The following is a 19,857-nucleotide window of genomic DNA, read 5'->3' as shown; positions in this document are numbered from 1 at the left end:
GTAACGCCCAGCATCGAAGCGCTTCGAGAAATTCGCTTCCGCTTCACCGCCCGCCGAGGGGACCCGCACGTGACCGAGAGCCCGCCGCCGTTCCGCGACCCGGGACTTGGGCCGGACCAGCGCGTGGACGACCTGCTGTCCCGGCTGACCGTCGACGAACGCGTCGCGCTCCTGCACCAGTGCGCGCCCGCCATCGGCCGGCTCGGTGTCGAGGCGTTCCGCACCGGCCAGGAGGCCCTGCACGGCGTCGCCTGGCCGGGGCCCGCCACGGTCTTCCCGCAGGCCGTCGGGCTCGGCGCGACCTGGAGCGACGACCTGCTGCGCAAGGTCGGCGAGGCCGTCGCCGTGGAGGCCCGCGCCCTGCGCGCCCGGGACGACCGCGTCGGCCTCAACGTCTGGGCGCCGACGGTGAACCTCCTGCGCCACCCCCTGTGGGGCAGGAACGAAGAGGGGTACGCGGAGGACCCGCACCTGACCTCGGCCCTGGCCGCCGCCTTCACCCGCGGCCTGCGCGGCGACCACCCGACGTACTGGCGCACCGCGCCCGTCCTCAAGCACTGGCTCGCCCACAACAACGAGACGCGCCGGGACACCACGAACTCCTCCGTCCGCCCGCGCGTCCTGCACGAGTACGACCTGCGCGCCTTCCGTGGCGCGGTCGAGGCGGGCGCGGTCGCCGGGGTGATGCCCGCCTACAACTTCGTCAACGGCCGCCCCAACCACGTATCGCCCCACCTGGGCGAGCAGTTGCGGCGCTGGACCGACGACGTGCTGCTCATCTGCTCCGACCAGAGCGCGCCGAGCAACCTCGTGGAGAGCCAGCACTACTTCGACACCCACGAGGAGGCCGTCGCCGCGGCACTCAAGGCGGGCGTCGACAGCTTCACCGACCACGGCACCGACCCGGGTCCCATCATCGGACGCGTCCAACGCGCTCTGGCGGCAGGTCTGTTGACCGAGGCCGACATCGACGCGGCGGTACGCCGCCACCTCACCGTGCGCCTGCGGCTCGGGGAGTTCGACCCGGACGGCGGCCCCTACGGCGGCGTGAGCCCGCGCGACGCCGACACGGCCGAACACCGGGAACTGGCCCGCGAGGCCGCCGAACAGGCCGTGGTCCTGCTCAAGAACGACGGCCTGCTGCCCCTCGCGCCCGCCGCCGACGGGGGCCGTATCGCGGTCGTCGGGCTCCTCGCCGACGAGTGCAAGACCGACTGGTACAGCGGCAGGCTGATCCACCGGAGCACCGTCCTGGACGGGCTGCGCGCCCGCTTCGGCGCCGAGCGGGTGACCTTCGCCGAAGGCGTGGACCGGGTGCGCCTGAAGTGCGCGGCAGGCTGGCTGCGGGTGCCGGAGCCCTCCGCCGCCGGCGCTCAGGCCCGGGTGGCCGCCGGCGTGCTCGACCCGGCGCTGCTGTCCGGCCGCACCGACCTGCCGCCGGTCGGCGTCTGCGCGGACGGGGCGCGGGCCACCGAGTTCGCCCTCGTCGACTGGGGCGCGGGCGCCTGGACGCTGCGGGCCCCCGACGGGCGCTACCTGTCCGTCGCCGACGACGGCTTCGTGCGCGCGTCGGCCGATCAGCCCGGGGGCTGGATCGTCCAGGAGACGTTCGCGCTCATCGCCCGCGAGGGCGAACGCCGGGACGGGCAGGACGGCGGGCACGGGGGCGAGTACCTCCTCAGGCACACGGGAACGGGCGGCCATGTCTGTGTCGCCGCCGACGGCCTGCGGGTTGCCGTCCAGGGCGAAGCTCTCGCGGCCGACCGCGCCGAGCCCTTCACGGTCGTGTACGTGGAGCGCGGCGAGGATGCCGTGGCCCGCGCCGCCGCGACCGCGGACTCCGTGCTCGTCGTCGCCGGGAACGACCCGCACATCAACGGCCGCGAGACCCAGGACCGCACCACCCTCGCCCTGCCGCCCCACCAGGAACGGCTGTGGCGCGCGGCCCGCGCCGCGAACCCCCGCACCGCGCTCGCCCTGGTCAGCGCCTATCCGTACGCGGTCGCCGACGCCCACGCCGAGCTGCCCGCGCTGCTGTGGACCGCGCACGGCGGGCAGGCCGCGGGCACCGCGCTGGCCCGCGTCGTCGCCGGTGACGTCTCCCCGGCCGGACGGCTCCCGCAGACCTGGTACGCCGCCGACACCGACCTGCCGGACCTGCTCGACTACGACATCATCGGCTCCCGGCAGACCTACCTGTACTTCGACGGCACCCCGCTGTACCCGTTCGGGCACGGCCTCGGGTACTCCTCCTTCGCCTACCAGGGGCTGACCTGCGAGCGCGACGGCGACACCCTGTGCGTCGCCTTCACCCTGACCAACACCGGCGCCGTCGCGGCGGACGAGGTGGCGCAGCTCTACACCCGCGCGCCCCGCGGCCCCGTCGCGACCCCGCACCGCAAGCTGGCCGCGCACCGCCGCGTCCACCTGGCGCCCGGCTCCTCGCGACGCCTCGAATTCCGGCTCCCCGTCAGCGACCTGGGCTTCTGGGACGTACGCCGGGGCCGCTGGAGCGTGGCGCCCGGCACGCACGAGCTGTTCGCCGGGGCGTCGAGCCGGGACATCCGGCTGCACGCGCCGGTCGAGATCGCCGGTGATCCGCTCGCCGCCAGGCCGGTACTGGGGGCCGGCCTGGCGGCGGCCGACTACGACACGCAGCGCGGCACCGAGATCGTCGACCGGACGAAGACCTCGGGCGACGCGGTGCGGGCCGTGAACGGCTCCGTGGGCGAACTGCTCTTCGAAGCATGCGACTTCGGGACCGGGACCGACGCCGTGCGGATCGAGGCCGCGGGGGAGGGCGCCGTCGATCTCATCGCCGGCGCCACCGCCACCACCGTCGCCGTCGCGCCCACCGGCGGCACGTACGACTACGCCGAGAGTGCCGTGGGCTTCGCCGTGTCCGGGGTGCGCGACCTGCGCGTACGGCTGCGCGGTCCGCTCCGCCTGGCCCGGCTCGCCTTCACCGCCGCCGCACCACGGGAGGACGCCCCATGCAGTTCACCGACGGCTGCTGGCTGATGCCCGAGGGGGTCCACGCCTCCTACGCCGTCGAGGTGCGCGACATGCGGGTGGCCGAGGGGCGCTTCACCGCCTTTCGCGCGAGGCGGCACGGCGACGGCGGCAGGGGGGAGGTGACCCTGCCCGGTGTCCTCGCGGACGGAACGACCCGTTAGAGTGCCCGGTTCCGACAGGGAGACGGCACCCGGGACCGCGGAGGGCGGTGCGCCGGGGCCCGGGGGAAAGAGGACACCCATGCCTTCGGCCGCCGACGACGCGGCCGCCGAGTTCCATGCCTTCTTCGAGCGGCACTACGCCGAACTCGCCCGGCTCGCCCATCTGTTGACGGGCGAGGCGGACGGCGCGGACGATCTGGCGGCCGACGCGCTGCTCGCCCTGTGGCACCGCTGGGACCGGGTGCGCGCTGCCGACCACCCGGCCGCGTACGCCCGCGGCGTCGTCGCCAACATGGCCCGCAGCCGCATCCGCAGCGCCGTACGGGAACGCCGCCGCGTCACCCTCTTCTGGTCGGGCCGCGGCGAGGCCGTCGCGGACCCCGACGTGCCGGCCGTGGTCGACGTGCGGGAGGCGCTGCGCGCGCTGCCCTTCCGCAAGCGGGCCTGCGTGGTGCTGCGGCACGCCTTCGACCTCTCCGAGAAGGACACCGCGCAGGCCCTCGGCATCTCGGTGGGTACCGTGAAGAGCCAGACGTCGAAGGGAATGGCCGAGCTGCAACGACGCCTCGGTCCGCACACCGCCTGGCAACAGGTGCGCGCGGTCACGGCGGACACGGGGGGAAGCACATGAGGGACGACGACGAGGTGCGCCGGAAGCTGCGCGGGGCCGCCCAGGCGCACCGGCCCGACCGGGAGCGGATGCGGGCCCGCGTCGAGCAGGGCATGGCGGCGGGCGCGCGGCCCGAACGCGCGCCGAAGCCGCTCCGGGCGGGCGCCTCCTGGCTGCGCGTGGTCACCGCGACCGCCGCCGTCGCCTCCCTCTGCGCCGTGGCCGGGTACGGGGTGGCGTCCGCGCTGCGCGAGGACCCCGACCCGCAGTCCGTCGCCACCAGCGAGACGCCGGACGCGCCCCCCGCCGCCACGCGACCCGGCGGGACCGCGCCGCCGCCCTCCCGGCCGCCGCACAGCACCCCTGCCGCGCCTCCCGTCTCCCGGGGCCCCTCGGCGGGGCCGTCCAGGGGACAGACGCCCCCGCCCGCCCCTCCGAGGTCCGGCGCCCCGAGGTCCGGCGCCCCGAGGTCCGCGGCGGACCTGCTGTGGGCGGACGGCTCGATCGACCCCGGCTCCAGCACGTACTGGTCGCAGAGCGACATCACCGTCAAGGCGAAAAAGCCGCTGACCGCGCTCACCGTGGAGCTGCGCGTCGCCCGGCCCGGCGAGGTCGCCGACACCGGCAACTGGCGCTCGCTGCCCGTCGGCGACTTCGACGTGACGGTGGCCGAGCGCGGCGGCTTCCTCCTGTACCGGTGGACGCTCAAGGCGGGGCGCACCGTACCGGTGGGCGAGCACGTCTTCGCCGGGCAGTACGACCACCGCGGCGGCAAGCGGGACGCGTACGCCGACCGCTACACGGTCCGGGCCTCCGCCGCCGGTGAACGCGACGAGTGGAAGGGCGACTTCGCCCCCGCGGCGCACCCGCGAGGTTGAGGGCAACCTTTCCGCGCCCGGTGACGACCAGGAGACGCACACTTCTGTCCACCGAAGGAAATCCGGACATGACCCCCACCACGAACGGGCCCGTACGCCACCGCCGCGGCCGGACCCGCCGCCGCGCCGTCATCGGCGGCGCGGCCGCGCTCGCCCTGACCGGCGCCGCCCTCGTCACCACCTCCCTGATGTCGACCGCCGGGGCGGCGAGCAGCTGGCCCGAGGCCAAGGGGCAGCAGCCCGTCTCCCGGACCATCGAGGTCTCCGGCACCCGCGACGGCGGCCTCAAGCGCTACTACGGCAGCGGCGAGCTGGGCGGCGACGGCCAGGACGAGGGCCAGGACCCCCTCTTCAAGCTGAAGGACGGGGCGACCCTGAAGAACGTCATCATCGGCGCGCCCGCCGCCGACGGCATCCACTGCCAGGGCAGCTGTACCCTGCAGAACGTCTGGTGGGAGGACGTCGGCGAGGACGCCGCGACGTTCAAGGGGTCCTCGGCGGGCTCGACGTACGCCGTCCAGGGCGGTGGCGCCCGCAAGGCCGACGACAAGGTCTTCCAGTTCAACGGCGCGGGCAAGCTCGTCGTGAACAAGTTCCAGGTCTCCGACTTCGGCAAGCTCGTGCGGACCTGCGGCAACTGCTCCAAGCAGTACCGGCGCGACATCATCGTCAACGACACCGACGTCACCGCCCCCGGCAAGTCCATCGTCGGCATCAACACCAACTACGGCGACACCGCCGCGCTGCGGAACATCCGCGTCCACGGCGACGGCAACAAGAAGATCAAGACCTGCATGCGCTTCACCGGCAACAACACCGGCGCCGAGCCCGTCGAGACCGGCAGCGGCCCTGACGGCAGGTACTGCAAGTTCACGGCGTCAGACATCACCTACAACTAGTACGGCACACCCGACACGGACGCCCCCGCCGACACCACGACACCGTGGGCGAAGGCCAAGCGTGACGTCCGCCTTCACGACCCGTCGCGGCCCTGAAGGCGGACGCCCGCACCCGAACGTCTCGCCCGGCGGCCCTACGGCCCCTCACTGGCCCTGCGGTACTAGGGCCTGTTCCGGAAGTGGACCTGTAGATGACTGCCGATCGGGCGGGCGCCCGAGGGCGTCCGCCCGGGAGGTGTCAGAGTTGGCGGAAGTAGACGGTGCGTGGGTGGGGAGTGCAGTCGAGCGACTCGTAGAGGGCTCGAGCCGGTGCGTGGAACTGGTCTCCTCCGGTGCCGATCTCGACGACCTCGGCTCCGAAGGCCCGCATCTGGTCGAAGGCGTGCTCGCACGGTGCCGTGCCCACATGGTGACGTCGGTGCTGGGCCGAGACGGCGAGGATCTTGACCTCACCCTTCTTGCGGTCCGGGACGACGTTCCACGCCACGTAACCCGCGATGGCGCCTTCCACTTCGGCGATGGCGACGTGCGAGTGCCGTTTGGGAGAGTGGAGCTCGGCGACCTGTTTGCGGTAGTCGTCGCCTGCTCACCGGCTGAAGCCGGACTCGGCCGATCATCGACCGCGACCGGCGCCGGGCCGAACACGGCTGACGCCGACGTTCTCGCCGTCACCGGACAAGGGGTGTGCCCCCTGCCACGTAGCAGTGGGGCACACCCGACAGTTCATTCAGCAAGGAGGTGACCTTGGGGCCTAATCAGGGCCGCCGGAAGCTGTTCACGAAAAGGACCGGAGCCCCGTAGTCGTCCTCGTCTGCCACTTCCACGTCGAAACCCGCCGAAGTGAGGATTCCAAGAAGGGCGTCCCGCATATGCACGCGGACGGTTGAGTGATGGCGGAGAGCGAAAGGCTGATTCGCAGGATCGAATCCTTTGCCCTCCAGAAGAGCGCCCTCCAGAAGTTTTACGGCAGCAGTCGTCAGTTCTGCCCCCGTGTTCCAGTCCACCACCACTCGGCCGCCGGGGGTGGCTTCCATGTGAACCTCCGCCCCAGGCCTGCCTTCAGGCCCACCCCCAAGTTCAACCCGATGAACGGGAACTCCGGCTTGGGTCAGTGCTCGGCAAGCCTCATCGGCCAGCTTGTCGCGTTCAGCGAGGATCTCCGGTGAGGACTTCAACGGCAGATCAAATCCGTACTCGGCCATACATCGTTCACTTCCCTTCCTGTTGTTGGCCTGCCGAAGCAGTTCCGCATCCGGCACGACAGCTACTTCCTGGAGGGCTTCGGGCCCGGGGAAGACAGGCCCTAGGGTCCCCCTCTCACTGCCCCGCCAGGCCCGTGTGCGCCACCCCCGCGACGATCTGCCGCTGGAAGAAGACGAAGACGACGATCAGCGGGAGCCCCGCCATCAGCCCGCCCGCCATCAGCTGCGCCCACTGGATGCCGTAGGAGTTCATGACCGTCGCGATGCCGTTCGGCATGGTCATCAGGTCGGGGTTGTTGGTCACCATGTAGGGCCACAGGAAGTTGTTCCACGACGCGATGAACGTGAAGATGCCGACCGCCGCGAGGGAGGGGCGCGACAGCGGCAGGATGACGGTGAAGAAGACCCGCCAGCGCCCGGCGCCGTCGATGAACGCCGCCTCCTCCAGCTCCTTGGGGACGGACTGGAAGAACTTGTAGAGGATGTAGACCATCGCGGCCGGCGCGCACTGCGGCAGGATCATCCCCCAGTACGTGTCGACCATCCCCATGGACTGGACGGTGCTGAACAGCGGCACGCCGAGGACCGCCGGGGACACCATGAGGCCCGCCATGACCAGGCCGAGCAGCGCGTTCTTGCCGCGGAACTCGGTGCGCGCGAAGCCGTACCCGGCGAGCGCGCTCACCAGGACCACGACGGACGTCACGCACACGGAGACGACGACGGAGTTCACGAACCAGTCGGTGATGTTGCCGGTCTCGAACATGGCCCGCCACGCCTGGAACGTGACGTCGCGCGGTATCCAGTGCGTCGGCACGGCCACGGCCTCGGTCTCCGACTTCAGGGAGGTGAACAGCGCCCACACCAGCGGCGACAGCCACACCGCCGAGACGGCGGTCCCGAGCGCCGTCAGGACGATCTGTCCCGCGGTCCACTTGGCTCTCGTACGGTTGACGGGCATCGCGTGTCCCTTTCTCATCGCACATCCTCCGCACGCCTGCCCAGCAGCCACAAGCGGCCGAGGGCCACGGCCGCGATGAGCACGAAGAAGATGATGGACACCGCGGAGGCGAAGCCCACGCGGTAGCTGGTGAAGCCCTCTTCGAGGGTGTACTGCACGAAGGTCCGGGTCGATTCCTCCGGCCCCGGGCCGAAGTCCTGCATCACCACGACCTGGTCGAACACCTGGAGCGAGGCGAGGACCTGGAGGGTGACGACGAGACCGGTGACGGTGCGCAGCATCGGCAGGGTGATGTGGACCATCCGCTGCCAGGCGTTCGCGCCGTCCAGCTCGGCGGCCTCGTACAGATGCCGGGGGATGTTCTGCAACGCGGCGAGGAAGAGGAGGAAGCTGAAGCCGACCGTCCACCACAGGGTCGTGATGACCACGGCGAGCATGGCGGTCGACTTGTCGGTCAGCCAGGGCGTGTCCAGGCCGAGGACGTGGTTGATCATTCCGGTGCCGGGGTTGAACAGCCATTGCCAGAGGTTCCCGGCGACGGTGGACGGCAGCAGGAACGGCGCGAAGAAGCACAGCCGCCACAGCCACTTGGCGCGCTCGATGTGGTGGGCGAGCATCGCGAGCAGGAACGCGAGGACGACGATGCACGGCACCACGAGCAGCGTGAAGTACGCGCTGTGGCCCAGCGATTCCCATATCAGCGGGGTGTCGAAGGCCTCCCGGTAGTTGTCCAGGCCCACGAAGCGCTCGCCGGTGCCGGAGATGTTGGCGTCGGTCAGGCTCAGCCACACCCCGCGCCCGATCGGCAGCAGCACGAACAGGGCGAACAGGAGGAGGAAGGGGGCGACGAACCAGCCGCCGTGCTGGAGGCGGCGGGCGAGGCGGGCCCGGGGCGAGTCGGCGCGGACGGCGGCCGCCGGGCGTGCGGCGGCCGGGCGCAGGGCGGTGTCGACGGTGCTCACGCGGCGCCACCTCCCGCGCGGCCGGCGGACCGGCCGGCCATCGGGTCCCTCATCGCGAGCAGCTTCTCCAGGACGCCCCGCATCCGCCGGGCCGTGGCGGCGGCCCCCGCGGAACCGGAGTTGGCGGCGGCGACCACGGGGCCGATGCGCTGGGCGAGGGTGCCGGTGGAGCCCGCGAACCACACGTGCGGCTCGACGGCCATGTGGTCCATGGCCGAGACGTACTCGGCCTGCGGCTTCAGCGCCCGGTACCTCTCGTCCCGCAACGTCGGCCGGTACGCGGGGATGTGGCCGCCGCGCGACCAGTCGAGGGCGTGCCGCACGACGTACGCGGCCAGCTGGTGGGCGCCCTCGTCGGCGGGGCCGCCGCGCCCCTCCTGGTGGGGCAGGACGAAGCAGTGGGACTCGGCGTGCGTGGCGGCGCGGCCGAAGACGGGCGGCAGCGGGGTGGCGCCGTAGTCGAGCTTCGCGCCGCCGAAGACCGGCACGGACCAGTTGCCCTCCCAGGTGAAGGGGGAGCCGTTGAGGAACATCTCGCCGTCGGCGGTGCCGACCGGCGTGGTGTAGCCGTCGGTGACGTGCCGGCGGAGGAATTCGAGGACCTCGACCGCCTTGTCGGTGTCGAAGGTGAGGTCCCGGCCGTCGGGGCTGAGGCAGGTGCCGCCTAGCTGGGTGTAGAAGGAGAGGAAGAACCACCAGCTGAAGTTGGGTTCGTTGGCCTTCATGCCGAGGGTCTGGAGTCCGCCCCTGGTCGCCTTCCGCGCGGCCTTGAGCGCCTTGAACCACTCCTCGGGCGAGGAGACGGCGGCCAGTTCGCCGTCCTCGCCGAGCAGCCCCGCCCGCCGGCACACGTCGCGGCGGTAGAAGCAGAGCTGGGCGTGGATGTCGAGCGGCAGCCCGTACAGCTTGCCGTCGACGACGGCGCGTTTCCACAGCAGCGGGTCGAAGTCCGCCTCCCGCACGCCGTACCGGGCCAGGAGCCGCACGTCCCAGGGGTCGAGCAGCCTGCCGGGCGCGAAGCCCGGGATCCGCCCGAGGTGCATGACGGCGAGGTCGGGGGCGCGCCGCCCGGCGGCGGCCATGGCCAGCTTGGTGTAGTACGGATTGCCCCACTGGAGCGTCGAATCCTTCACGTCCACCCGGGGGTTGGCCCGGCGGAACGCGTCCAGCATGGCGATCATGTTGACGCCGTCGCCGCCGCTGAAGAGGTTCCAGTAGCGGACGCGGACCTCGGCGTCCGAGGCGATGGCGGAGGCGCCGCGCCCGGTGGCCGCGACGCCGAAGCTGCCCGCGACGGCGAGCGCCCCGAGAGTGCCGAGCACGCCGCGGCGGGTGGCAAGGGGTGGAGGCACGACGGCTCGTCCCTCTCTCTGAGACGGAGGTGTTCCGGGACAGGCGTGTTCGACATATCGAATGCTGCCCGTCAGTTCGAACGGACCGTAGAGTCGATCTCCTCGCGCGTCAACGCTTTGCGCAGGGTTGGTCCCAGGCGTTGACGCGGCCTCCCTCGGGTTCCTAAGTTGCCGTTCGAAGTATTGACCGACGTCCGGTATTTCGAACAGGTGGGGATGACATGGCACACAGACGAGGGAGTCTCGCTCTCGCCGTCGGGGCGCTCACCGCCGGAGCCCTGCTGGCCGGCACGCTCGGCGCGGGCCCCGGCGCGGCCGCCGAGCCGGCCGACTACACGATCGACGTCGACGCGAACAGCACCGGCGCGAAGATCGACGACACGATGTACGGCGTCTTCTACGAGGACATCAACCGCGCGGCCGACGGCGGCCTGTACGCCGAACTGGTCCAGAACCGGTCCTTCGAGTACGAGCCCGCCGACAACCGCTCCTACACGCCGCTGACCTCGTGGGACACCCAAGGCACCGCCAAGGTCGTCGACGACGGCGGACGGCTGAACGAGCGCAATCGCAACTACCTCACCCTGGGCGCCGGTTCGTCCGTCACGAACGCCGGCTACAACACCGGGATCGCCGTCGAGAAGGGCAAGCGCTACGACTTCTCGCTCTGGGCCCGCGCCGAGCGCTCCGGCGCGCCCCTCACCCTCACCCTGCACGACGCCTCGGGTGAACTGGCGGCCGCCCGCCGCGTCACCGCGCGCGGCGGCTGGGCCAAGTACCGGGCGACCTTCACCGCCACCCGGACCTCCGCCGCCGGCCGGCTGACGGTCGCCTCGGGCGCCCCGGCCGCGCTGGACATGATCTCCCTCTTCCCCCGCGACACCTACAAGGGCCGCGAGAACGGCCTGCGCAAGGACCTGGCCGAGAAGATCGCCGCCCTGAAGCCCGGCTTCCTGCGCTTCCCCGGCGGCTGCCTGGTCAACACCGGCAGCCACGAGGCGTACGACGAGAAGTCCGGCTGGCAGCGCAACCGCTCCTACCAGTGGAAGGACACCATAGGCCCGGTCGAACAGCGCGCCACCAACGCCAACTTCTGGGGCTACAACCAGAGTTACGGACTCGGCTACTACGAGTACTTCCAGTTCGCCGAGGACACCGGCGCCATGCCGCTGCCCGTCGTGCCCGCCCTGGTGACCGGCTGCGGCCAGAACAAGGCCACGGACGACCCGGCGCTGCTCAAGCGGCACATCCAGGACACCCTCGACCTCATCGAGTTCGCCAACGGCCCGGTCAGCAGCGAGTGGGGCAAGAAGCGCGCCCGGATGGGCCACCCCAAGCCGTTCGGCCTCACCCACCTCGAAGTCGGCAACGAGGAGAACCTGCCCGAGGAGTTCTTCGCCCGCTTCCAGCAGTTCCGCGCCGCCATCGAGGCCGAGCACCCGGAGATCACGGTCATCTCCAACTCCGGGCCCGACGACAGCGGAGCCGTCTTCGACAAGGCCTGGAAGCTCAACCGCGACGCCGACGTGGCGATGGTCGACGAGCACTACTACAACAGCCCGCAGTGGTTCCTGGAGAACAACGACCGCTACGACTCCTACGACCGGCGCGGCCCCAAGGTCTTCCTCGGCGAGTACGCCTCCCAGGGCAACACCTTCGGCAACGCCCTCTCCGAGGCCGCGTTCATGACCGGCCTGGAGCGCAACGCGGACGTCGTCAAGCTCGCCTCGTACGCCCCGCTGCTCGCCAACGAGGACTACGTCCAGTGGAAGCCCGACATGATCTGGTTCGACAACGACCAGTCGTGGGGCTCGGCCAACTACGAGACGCAGAAGCTGTTCATGCGCAACGTCGGCGACGAGGTCGTGCCGTCCAGGGCCACCGGCAGCCCCGCCACGTCCGGCCCGATCACCGGCGCGATCGGCCTGTCCACCTGGGCCACCCGCGCCGCCTACGACGACGTCTCGGTCACCGGCGCGGACGGCAGGCCGCTGTTCTCCGACGACTTCTCGGCCGGTGACGGCAAGTGGACCAGGGCGGCCGGCCGGGGCGCGTGGGCCGTCGAGGACGGCGCGTACGTCCAGTCCGACGAGAGCGCCGAGAACACCCTGGTCACCGCGGGCGACAAGGGCTGGCAGAACTACGACCTGAAGGTCAAAGCCACCAAGAAGTCGGGCAAGGAGGGCTTCATGGTCGCCTTCGGCGTCAAGGACACCGGCAACCACTACTGGTGGAACCTCGGCGGCTGGAACAACACCCAGTCGGCCGTGGAGAAGTCCGTCGGCGGCGCCAAGCAGACGATGATCCAGGACACCACGAAGATCGAGACGGGCCGCAGCTACGACCTGCGCGTCGAGGTGCGCGGCCGCCAGGTGACGCTCTACCTGGACGGCGAGAAGTGGGGCTCCTTCACCGACGACAAGCCCGCCGAACCGTTCCGCCAGGTCGTCACCCGCGACAAGGCGACCGGCGACCTCATCGTGAAGGTCGTCAACGCCCAGGCGGCACAGGCCCGCACCAAGATCGACCTCGGGCGGGCGAAGGTCGCGTCGAAGGCACGGGTGACCACGCTGGCCGCCGACCCGGCCGCCGAGAACACCAAGGACAGCTCACCGGTCAAGCCCGTCGACTCGGTCCTCGACGGCGTCGGCCCCTCCTTCTCGTACACCTTCCCCGCCCACTCCGTGACGTTCCTGCGGATCAGGACCGGCTGACGGGACGAGGACCGGCCGCACAGGTCACCCTCCCCGGCCTGTGCGGCCCGCCCCCCCTAACCGCTATGCACAGCACACCAGTTGAGGATCGCCATGACGCGTGACCGCCGCCCCGCCCGCTTCACCCTCCACCCGGACTTCGCCGTCGGCGACGTCGACCCCCGGCTCTTCGGCTCCTTCGTCGAACACCTCGGGCGCTGCGTCTACACCGGCATCCACGAGCCCGGCCACCCCACCGCGGACGAGACCGGCCTGCGCGGCGACGTCCTCGACCTGGTCCGCGAACTGGGCGTCACCGCCATCCGCTACCCCGGCGGCAACTTCGTCTCCGGCTACAAGTGGGAGGACTCCGTCGGGCCCGTCGACGAACGGCCGCGCCGGCTCGACCTCGCCTGGCGCTCCACGGAGAGCAACCGCTTCGGCCTCGCCGAGTTCATCCACTTCGTCCGTGCCGTAGGCCCCCAGGCGGAACCGATGATGGCCGTCAACCTCGGCACCAGAGGGGTGGCCGAGGCCCTGGAACTCCTGGAGTACGCCAACCACCCCTCGGGCACCGCCCTTTCGGACCTGCGCGCCACTCACGGCGACAAGGACCCCTACGGCATCCGGCTCTGGTGCCTCGGCAACGAGATGGACGGGCCCTGGCAGACCGGGCACAAGACCGCCGACGAGTACGGCCGCCTCGCCGCCGAGACCGCCCGCGCCATGCGGCAGCTCGACCCGGCCCTCGAACTCGTCGCCTGCGGCTCCTCCGGACAGTCCATGGAGACCTTCGCCGCCTGGGAGGCGACCGTCCTCGCCGAGACGTACGACCTGGTCGACCACATCTCGCTGCACGCCTACTACGAGGAGATCGACGGCGACCGCGACTCCTTCCTCGCCTCGGCCGTCGACATGGAGTCCTTCATCGAGAACGTCGTCGCCACCTGCGACCACGTCGGCGCCCGCCTGAAGTCCACCAAGCGGATCAACCTCTCCTTCGACGAGTGGAACATCTGGTACCAGCACCGCACCGCGCTCCAGCCCGAGGAGGACTGGCAGGAGGCCCCCCGCCTCCTGGAGGACAACTACACCGTCACCGACGCCGTCGTCCTCGGCTCCCTGCTCATCGCCCTGCTGCGCCACGCCGACCGGGTGACCGTCGCCTGCCTCGCCCAACTCGTCAACGTCATCGCGCCGATCCTCACCGAGCCGGGCGGGCCCGCCTGGCGCCAGACGACGTTCTTCCCCTTCGCACAGGCCTCCCGGTACGGCCGCGGCACCGTCCTCGACGTACGGGTGGACTCACCGACGTACGACACGGCGAAGTTCGGCGAGGTGCCCCTGCTGCACGCCACGGCGGTGCGCGCCGACGACGGCACCGTCACCGTCTTCGCCGTCAACCGCGACCGGAGCCACCCGCTGCCCCTCGAAGTCACGCTGAGCGGCCTGGAACCGGGCGCCGTCATCGAGCACACCGCCGTGGCCGACGCCGACCCCGAGGCCCGCAACACCCTGGCCGACCCGGAGCGCGTCACCCCGCACGACGTGCCGGGCACGCGCCTCGCGAACGGCGTCCTGACCGCCACCCTGGAGCCGCTGTCCTGGAACGTGATCAGGCTGGGCCGAGGGCGGAACCCCGACCGCACGTGAGCACCCCCCACCGCCCCACCGGCCCGAGGAGACCCGTGTGAGCCGCACCCTCCCGCGCACCGTCCGCCCCGCGAGACGCCGCGTGCTTCTCGCCCTGTCCACCGCCGCGCTGCTCGCCCTCGTGCCGGGCACCGCGGCGGCCTACCCCGACCCCGGGCCCGTCACCGGGGACACCGTCCTGCACGACCCGAGCATGGTCCGCACCCCGGCGGGCAAGTACCTGCTCTACGCGACCGGCGGAGGCATCAGCCACCGCTCCTCCACCGACCGGATCACCTTCAAGGCCGGCGCGGATGCCTTCGGCAGCCGGCCCGCCTGGTGGTCGCGCTACTCCTCCGTACCGGAGGCCTGGGCACCCGACATCTCCTACCACGGCGGCAAGTACCTCATGTACTACTCCGTCTCCAGCTTCGGCTCCAACACCTCCGCGATCGGACTCGCGACGTCGGCCACCGGCGAACCGGGCAGCTGGAGCGACCAAGGCGCCGTCTACACCTCCGGGGCGAACAGCGACTACAACGCCATCGACCCCAACCTCTTCGTGGACGACGACGGCACGTGGTGGCTCACCTTCGGCAGCTGGTGGACGGGCATCAAGCTGATCCGCGTCGACCCGGCCACCGGCAAGCAGTACGCGGGCGACACGGCACGGCGCTCGCTGGCCTCCCGCCCGACCGGCTCCAAGGCCGTCGAAGCACCGACCCTCGTCAAACGCGGCGGCCACTACTACCTCTTCGCGTCGTACGACACGTGCTGCGCGGGCACCGACTCCACGTACAAGATCAAGGTGGGGCGGGCCACGAAGGTGACCGGCCCCTACCGCGACAGGAACGGCGTCGCGATGACGGACAACGGCGGCACGCCCGTCCTGGAGTCGCACGGCCGCTACCTCGGCCCCGGCGGCCAGTCGGTCATGAAGGACGTCGACGGCGACCTGCTCGTCCACCACTACTACGACGGCCAGGACGGCGGCCGACCCAAGCTGGGCGTGAACCTCCTGAACTGGGGGAGCGGCTGGCCCGTGGCCTACTGAGCCCCCTCCCGCGTCCCCGCCGCACCCTCCAGCACCCCCACCCCGAAAGGCACGCCACATGAGTGACAGGCACGAACTCCCGCACCGCCGACTGCTGTTGAAGGGCACCCTGGCCACCGCGGCCGGCGCGGCGGGCGCCCTCGGCCTCGCGCGGGGCAGCGCCCACGCCGCCGCCCCCACCGCCACCGAGGCCGCCCGTCCCGCCAACCCCCTCGTCCCCCACCGCGCCGACCCCCACATCCACCGCCACCGCGACGGCCGCTACTACTTCACCGCCACCGCCCCGGAGTACGACCGCGTCATCCTGCGCCGCTCCCGCACCCTGCGCGGCCTCGCCACCGCCGAGGAGGCCGTCGTCTGGCGGCGCCACACCAGTGGTGACATGGCCGCGCACATCTGGGCACCGGAGATCCACCACATCGACGGCAAGTGGTACCTCTACTTCGCCTCCGCGCCCGCCGACGACGTGTGGAAGATCCGCATGTGGGTCCTGGAGAACGCCCACCCCGACCCGTTCAAGGGCACCTGGGTGGAGAAGGGCCGGATCGCCACGGCCTGGGACACGTTCTCGCTCGACGCCACCACGTTCACCTACCAGGGGGAGCGCTACCTGTCCTGGGCGCAGCACGAGCCCGGCACCGACAGCAACACCGGCGTCTTCCTGTCCAGGATGGCCGACCCCTGGACGCTGAAGGGCCCGCAGACACGCCTCACCACCCCCGAGTACGACTGGGAGCGCGTCGGCTTCAAGGTGAACGAGGGCGCCTCGTTCCTCCAGCGCAACGGACGCGTCTTCATGACGTACTCCGCGAGCGCCACCGACGCCAACTACTGCATGGGGCTCCTCACCGCCCGGGCGGGCAGCGACCTCATGGACCCGGCCTCCTGGACCAAGTCGCCGCGCCCCGTCTTCACCAGCAACGACAGGACCAAGCAGTACGGTCCCGGCCACAACTCCTTCACCGTCGCCGAGGACGGCCGCACCGACGTCCTCGTCTACCACGCGCGCCAGTACAAGGAGATCACCGGCGACCCCCTGAACGACCCGAACCGCCACACCCGTATCCAGCGCCTGGGCTGGAAGCCGGACGGCACCCCCGACTTCGGCGTCCCCGTGGCGGACGGACCGGTCCCCGACCTGGCGCGGAAGCGATAGCCGCGCCGCCGCCGCGCGCCACTATGCTCGCCCCGTGGGCGAGATCGTGGTGGTGCGCGACGGCCGCGGGCCGGAGATCCTGCTGGTGCACGGCGGCGCCGGCCCGCGGACGACGTGGGGCGCCCTCGCCCCGCTGGCCGACCGCTGGACCCTGGCATACGCCCATCGCCGGGGTTATCCGCCGAGCCCGCCCCCGGACGTGCGGCAGGACTTCGCGGTGGACGCCCGGGACCTGGCGCCGCTGTTCGCCGGCCGTCCGCACGTCGTCGCCCACTCCTACGGCGTCCTCGGGACGCTGCTCGCGGCCGCGGCCGCACCGCACGCCGTGCGGTCCCTCACGCTGATCGAACCGCCGCTCAGCCACCTCGTCCCCGGCGACCCCGACGTGGCGCGGCTGGCGCGCATCGGCGACGAGGTCCTCGCCCACGGCATGGACACGGACCCGGCCGAACTGCGGGAGTTCCTGCGTATCGCGGGCGCCCCCGTCGGCGACGGGCCGCTGCCCGAGGACGTCGTCGCCGGGGTCCGGCGGGCGCACGGCGCCCGGCCGACCGGCGAGGCGCGCCCCGACCTCGACGCGATCCGGGACGCGGGAGTCCCGGTGCTCGTCGCGTCCGGGGGCCACGCGGTCGCGCTGGAGCGGATCTGCGACGCTCTCGCGGAGGCGCTCGACGGCCGGCGGAGCGTGCACCCCGGGGCCGGTCACTTCGTCGCCGCGGCCCCGGGCTTCGCCGCGCGGCTCGAAACCTTCCTGAACGAGCCCGCCGCTTCCGCGTGACCCTCGCGGCCGTGCCGGGCGGCGCGTGCGCGGCCGCCCGGCACGAGCCGGCTCAGCGGGCCGAGAAGCTGTGCACGGTGCTCGTCGCGTAGGTCTCGCCCGGGCGCAGTACCGTCGAGGGGAACGACGGCTGGTTCGGGGAGTCGGGGAAGTGCTGGGTCTCCAGGCAGAGGCCGTCGCCCTGGCGGTAGGTGCGGCCCGAGGGGCCGGTCAGGGTGCCGTCCAGGAAGTTGCCGGAGTAGAACTGCACGCCCGGCTCCGTCGTCGCGATCTTCATCGTGCGCCCCGACTCCGGGTCCCGCAGCGTCGCGAAGTGCTCGGGGCGGCGCGTGATGCCCTTGTCGAGGACCCAGTTGTGGTCGTAGCCCTTGGCGGTCACCAGCTCGGGGTGCGCGACGCGGATGTCCTCGCCGACCCTCTTGGCCCGCCGGAAGTCGAAGGGCGTGCCGGTCACCTTCGCCAGCTCGCCCGTCGGGATCAGACCGGCGTCGGTCGGCGTGAACCGGCCTGCCTTCAGGGTCAGTTCATGGCCGTAGATGTCGCCGCTGCCCTCACCGGCGAGGTTGTAGTACGTGTGGTTGGTGAGGTTGACGACGGTCGCCTTGTCGGTCCTCGCCGCGTAGTCGATCCGCCAGTCGCCGCGCGCGGTGAGGGTGTACGTCACCTTCACCCGCAGTGTGCCGGGATAGCCCATCTCGCCGTCGGCGCTCACGTACCGCAGGACCAGGCCGACGCCGGTGGAGTCGGTGAACGGCTCCACGTCCCACACCCGGGTGTTGAAGCCCTTGGCGCCGCCGTGCAGGCTGTTCTCGCCGTCGTTGACGGACAGCTGGTGGGCCTTGCCGTCCAGGGTGAAGCGGCCGCGGGCGATGCGGTTGCCGTAGCGGCCGATCAAAGCGCCGAAGAACGTCGTCCCCGCCACGTACGCGTCGAGCGAGTCGTAGCCGAGGGAGACGTTGCGGTGGCGGCCGTGCCGGTCCGGCAGCTCCAGGGACTGCACGATGCCCCCGTAGGAGAGCACCTTCAGGCGCGTCCCGCCGTTCGCCAGCGACCAGCGGTGGACCTTCGTGCCGTCGGCCAGGGTGCCGAACAGCTCCTTCTCGGGCTTCGCGAAGTGCACGGACCCGCCGCCTTCCGTGGCGTAGGAGGTCGAGGTGCCGGCGACGGCGGCGGTGAGGCCCGCCGCGGCGGCGGTGGTCAGGACGGTACGTCTGCTCGTTTCCATGTGCGGCTCCAGATGGACTAGTTGGGAGAGGAATTCGGTCAGCGACCGACCTTGCGCTTGTTCCACACGTCGAAGCCGACGGCGGCCAGCAGCACCAGCCCCTTGATGACCTGCTGGTAATCCGTGCCGATGCCGACGAGCGACATGCCGTTGTTGAGCACGCCGAGCACCAGACCGCCGATGACGGCGCCCATGACCGTGCCGACACCGCCGCTCATCGAGGCGCCGCCGATGAACGAGGCGGCGATCGCCTCCAGTTCGAAGTTCAGGCCCGCCTGCGGGGTGCCCGCGTTGAGCCGGGCCGCGTACACGCAGCCGGCCAGCGCCGCGAGGACGCCCATGTTGACGAAGACCAGGAACGTGACGCGCTTGTCCTTGACCCCGGAGAGCGTCGCTGCGGCCTTGTTCCCGCCGAGCGCGTACACATGGCGGCCCACGACGGCGTTGCGCATCACGTACCCGAGGGCGATGAGCAGCCCGCACATGATCAGCATGACGACCGGCACACCGTGGAAGCTGGCCAGCGTCAGAGTGAACGCCACCACCGCCGCGGTCATCGCCACGCACTTGGCCACCCACAGCCCCGTCGGCAGCACCTCCAGGTCGAACGCCGACTGCCGCCTGCGGTCCCGGATCTCACGGAGCAGCAGGAAGACGACGGTGGCGAGGCCCAGGAGCAGCGTCGGGTTGTGGTACTGCGTGTACGGGCCCATCTCCGGGATGAAGCCCTTGGCGATGTTCTGGAAACCGTCGGGGAAGGGGGCCAGCGACTGGCCCTCCAGGACGATCTGCGTCAGACCGCGGAAGAGCAGCATGCCGGCCAGCGTCACGATGAACGACGGGATGCCGACGTACGCGATGAAGAAGCCCTGCCAGGCGCCCGCGACCGCGCCGATCAGCAGCGACAGGACCAGGGCGAGCACCCACGGCATGTCGTGCTTGACCATCATCACCGCCGACATGGCACCGACGAACGCCACCAGCGAGCCGACGGACAGGTCGATGTGCCCGGCGATGATGACGATCATCATGCCGATGGCCAGGATGAGGATGTAGCCGTTCTGCTGGATCAGGTTGGAGACGTTGTTCGGCAGCAGCAGCGTGCCGTCGGTCCAGATCTGGAACAGCACGACGATGAACGCCAGCGCGATCAGCATGCCGTACTGGCGCATGTTGGAGCGCATGCTCTCGATCAGCAGCGCACCGGCCGAGCGCACGGCCGGCGCCGGCGCGGGGGACGAGTCCCGTGGGGGAGTGGTCGTGGTGGTCATGGCGGCCC

Annotated in this window: 16 protein-coding genes and 1 pseudogene; 10 read left to right on the top strand and 7 right to left on the bottom strand. The window is 71.4% G+C overall.

Annotated elements, in window-relative coordinates; all coding sequences use genetic code 11:
- Positions 1-69: 69 nt before the first annotated feature.
- The 5 genes from ACZ516_RS10290 to ACZ516_RS10270 all read left to right on the top strand — a co-directional run bounded on the left by ACZ516_RS10290 (position 70) and on the right by ACZ516_RS10270 (position 5,563).
- Positions 70-3,021, top strand: a complete 2,952-nt coding sequence (locus tag ACZ516_RS10290; RefSeq protein WP_469009542.1) for a glycoside hydrolase family 3 C-terminal domain-containing protein — start codon at positions 70-72, stop codon at positions 3,019-3,021.
- Positions 2,994-3,176: a hypothetical protein gene (locus ACZ516_RS10285; RefSeq protein WP_361083963.1), complete on the top strand. Its 183-nt coding sequence runs from the start codon at positions 2,994-2,996 to the stop codon at positions 3,174-3,176. The genes ACZ516_RS10290 and ACZ516_RS10285 overlap by 28 nt, the downstream gene beginning before the upstream one ends.
- 79 nt (positions 3,177-3,255) lie before the next feature.
- Positions 3,256-3,807 (top strand): SigE family RNA polymerase sigma factor, encoded by a 552-nt coding sequence (locus ACZ516_RS10280; protein WP_358581683.1) that lies wholly within the window; start codon positions 3,256-3,258, stop codon positions 3,805-3,807.
- Entirely contained in the window at positions 3,804-4,664 is an 861-nt protein-coding gene (locus ACZ516_RS10275; protein WP_469009538.1) for a hypothetical protein, read from the top strand. Before ACZ516_RS10280 ends, ACZ516_RS10275 begins: the two co-directional genes overlap by 4 nt.
- Before the next feature lie 68 nt (positions 4,665-4,732).
- Positions 4,733-5,563, top strand: coding sequence for a pectate lyase (locus ACZ516_RS10270; RefSeq protein WP_469009537.1), 831 nt, complete (start codon positions 4,733-4,735; stop codon positions 5,561-5,563).
- A gap of 238 nt (positions 5,564-5,801) precedes the next feature.
- Here ACZ516_RS10270 and ACZ516_RS10265 read toward each other — a convergent pair.
- The 5 genes and pseudogenes from ACZ516_RS10265 to ACZ516_RS10245 all read right to left on the bottom strand — a co-directional run.
- A pseudogene (locus tag ACZ516_RS10265) lies at positions 5,802-6,101 on the bottom strand (GNAT family N-acetyltransferase); the annotation flags it as partial.
- A 217-nt stretch (positions 6,102-6,318) separates the two neighbouring features.
- The gene (locus tag ACZ516_RS10260) at positions 6,319-6,822 is read right to left on the bottom strand and encodes a hypothetical protein (RefSeq protein WP_469009535.1); all 504 of its coding nucleotides are present in this window, start codon (positions 6,820-6,822) and stop codon (positions 6,319-6,321) included.
- A 58-nt stretch (positions 6,823-6,880) separates the two neighbouring features.
- Positions 6,881-7,744, bottom strand: coding sequence for a carbohydrate ABC transporter permease (locus ACZ516_RS10255; protein WP_469009534.1), 864 nt, complete (start codon positions 7,742-7,744; stop codon positions 6,881-6,883).
- Positions 7,741-8,688, bottom strand: a complete 948-nt coding sequence (locus ACZ516_RS10250) for a carbohydrate ABC transporter permease (protein ID WP_469009533.1) — start codon at positions 8,686-8,688, stop codon at positions 7,741-7,743. The genes ACZ516_RS10255 and ACZ516_RS10250 overlap by 4 nt, the downstream gene beginning before the upstream one ends.
- Positions 8,685-10,040, bottom strand: a complete 1,356-nt coding sequence (locus ACZ516_RS10245; RefSeq protein WP_358581695.1) for an extracellular solute-binding protein — start codon at positions 10,038-10,040, stop codon at positions 8,685-8,687. Before ACZ516_RS10245 ends, ACZ516_RS10250 begins: the two co-directional genes overlap by 4 nt.
- Positions 10,041-10,261: 221 nt before the next feature.
- Between ACZ516_RS10245 and ACZ516_RS10240 the strand changes: the two genes are divergently transcribed.
- From ACZ516_RS10240 to ACZ516_RS10220, 5 genes are all read left to right on the top strand, one after another.
- On the top strand, positions 10,262-12,754 hold the full coding sequence (locus tag ACZ516_RS10240) for an alpha-L-arabinofuranosidase C-terminal domain-containing protein (protein WP_469009532.1): 2,493 nt from the start codon (positions 10,262-10,264) through the stop codon (positions 12,752-12,754).
- A gap of 93 nt (positions 12,755-12,847) precedes the next feature.
- Entirely contained in the window at positions 12,848-14,386 is a 1,539-nt protein-coding gene (gene arfA, locus ACZ516_RS10235) for an arabinosylfuranosidase ArfA (protein ID WP_469009531.1), read from the top strand.
- Positions 14,387-14,423: 37 nt separating this feature from the next.
- Entirely contained in the window at positions 14,424-15,419 is a 996-nt protein-coding gene (locus tag ACZ516_RS10230; protein ID WP_358581702.1) for an arabinan endo-1,5-alpha-L-arabinosidase, read from the top strand.
- Between the two features lie 58 nt (positions 15,420-15,477).
- The gene (locus ACZ516_RS10225; protein WP_361083991.1) at positions 15,478-16,575 is read left to right on the top strand and encodes a glycoside hydrolase family 43 protein; all 1,098 of its coding nucleotides are present in this window, start codon (positions 15,478-15,480) and stop codon (positions 16,573-16,575) included.
- Positions 16,576-16,609: 34 nt separating this feature from the next.
- On the top strand, positions 16,610-17,353 hold the full coding sequence (locus ACZ516_RS10220; protein ID WP_469009528.1) for an alpha/beta fold hydrolase: 744 nt from the start codon (positions 16,610-16,612) through the stop codon (positions 17,351-17,353).
- A 52-nt stretch (positions 17,354-17,405) separates the two neighbouring features.
- Here ACZ516_RS10220 and ACZ516_RS10215 read toward each other — a convergent pair whose 3' ends face one another.
- Positions 17,406-18,578: an aldose epimerase family protein gene (locus ACZ516_RS10215; protein ID WP_469009526.1), complete on the bottom strand. Its 1,173-nt coding sequence runs from the start codon at positions 18,576-18,578 to the stop codon at positions 17,406-17,408.
- Between the two features lie 38 nt (positions 18,579-18,616).
- Positions 18,617-19,849 carry a multiple monosaccharide ABC transporter permease gene (gene mmsB / locus ACZ516_RS10210; RefSeq protein ID WP_358581712.1) on the bottom strand — a complete coding sequence of 411 codons (1,233 nt, stop codon included), beginning with the start codon at positions 19,847-19,849 and terminating at the stop codon, positions 18,617-18,619.
- Between the last annotated feature and the right edge of the window lie 8 nt (positions 19,850-19,857).

Source organism: Streptomyces sp. NPDC034037, from assembly GCF_055575715.1.
This window is presented reverse-complemented; position numbering and strand designations above follow the sequence as displayed.

Coding starts and splice junctions, on each gene's coding strand:
- ACZ516_RS10255 (WP_469009534.1), bottom strand. CDS start 7,744: ATGAGAAAGGGACACGCGATGCCCGTCAACCGTACGAGAGCCAAGTGG.
- mmsB (WP_358581712.1), bottom strand. CDS start 19,849: ATGACCACCACGACCACTCCCCCACGGGACTCGTCCCCCGCGCCGGCG.
- ACZ516_RS10225 (WP_361083991.1), top strand. CDS start 15,478: ATGAGTGACAGGCACGAACTCCCGCACCGCCGACTGCTGTTGAAGGGC.
- ACZ516_RS10275 (WP_469009538.1), top strand. CDS start 3,804: ATGAGGGACGACGACGAGGTGCGCCGGAAGCTGCGCGGGGCCGCCCAG.
- ACZ516_RS10215 (WP_469009526.1), bottom strand. CDS start 18,578: ATGGAAACGAGCAGACGTACCGTCCTGACCACCGCCGCCGCGGCGGGC.
- arfA (WP_469009531.1), top strand. CDS start 12,848: ATGACGCGTGACCGCCGCCCCGCCCGCTTCACCCTCCACCCGGACTTC.
- ACZ516_RS10285 (WP_361083963.1), top strand. CDS start 2,994: ATGCAGTTCACCGACGGCTGCTGGCTGATGCCCGAGGGGGTCCACGCC.
- ACZ516_RS10280 (WP_358581683.1), top strand. CDS start 3,256: ATGCCTTCGGCCGCCGACGACGCGGCCGCCGAGTTCCATGCCTTCTTC.
- ACZ516_RS10240 (WP_469009532.1), top strand. CDS start 10,262: ATGGCACACAGACGAGGGAGTCTCGCTCTCGCCGTCGGGGCGCTCACC.
- ACZ516_RS10270 (WP_469009537.1), top strand. CDS start 4,733: ATGACCCCCACCACGAACGGGCCCGTACGCCACCGCCGCGGCCGGACC.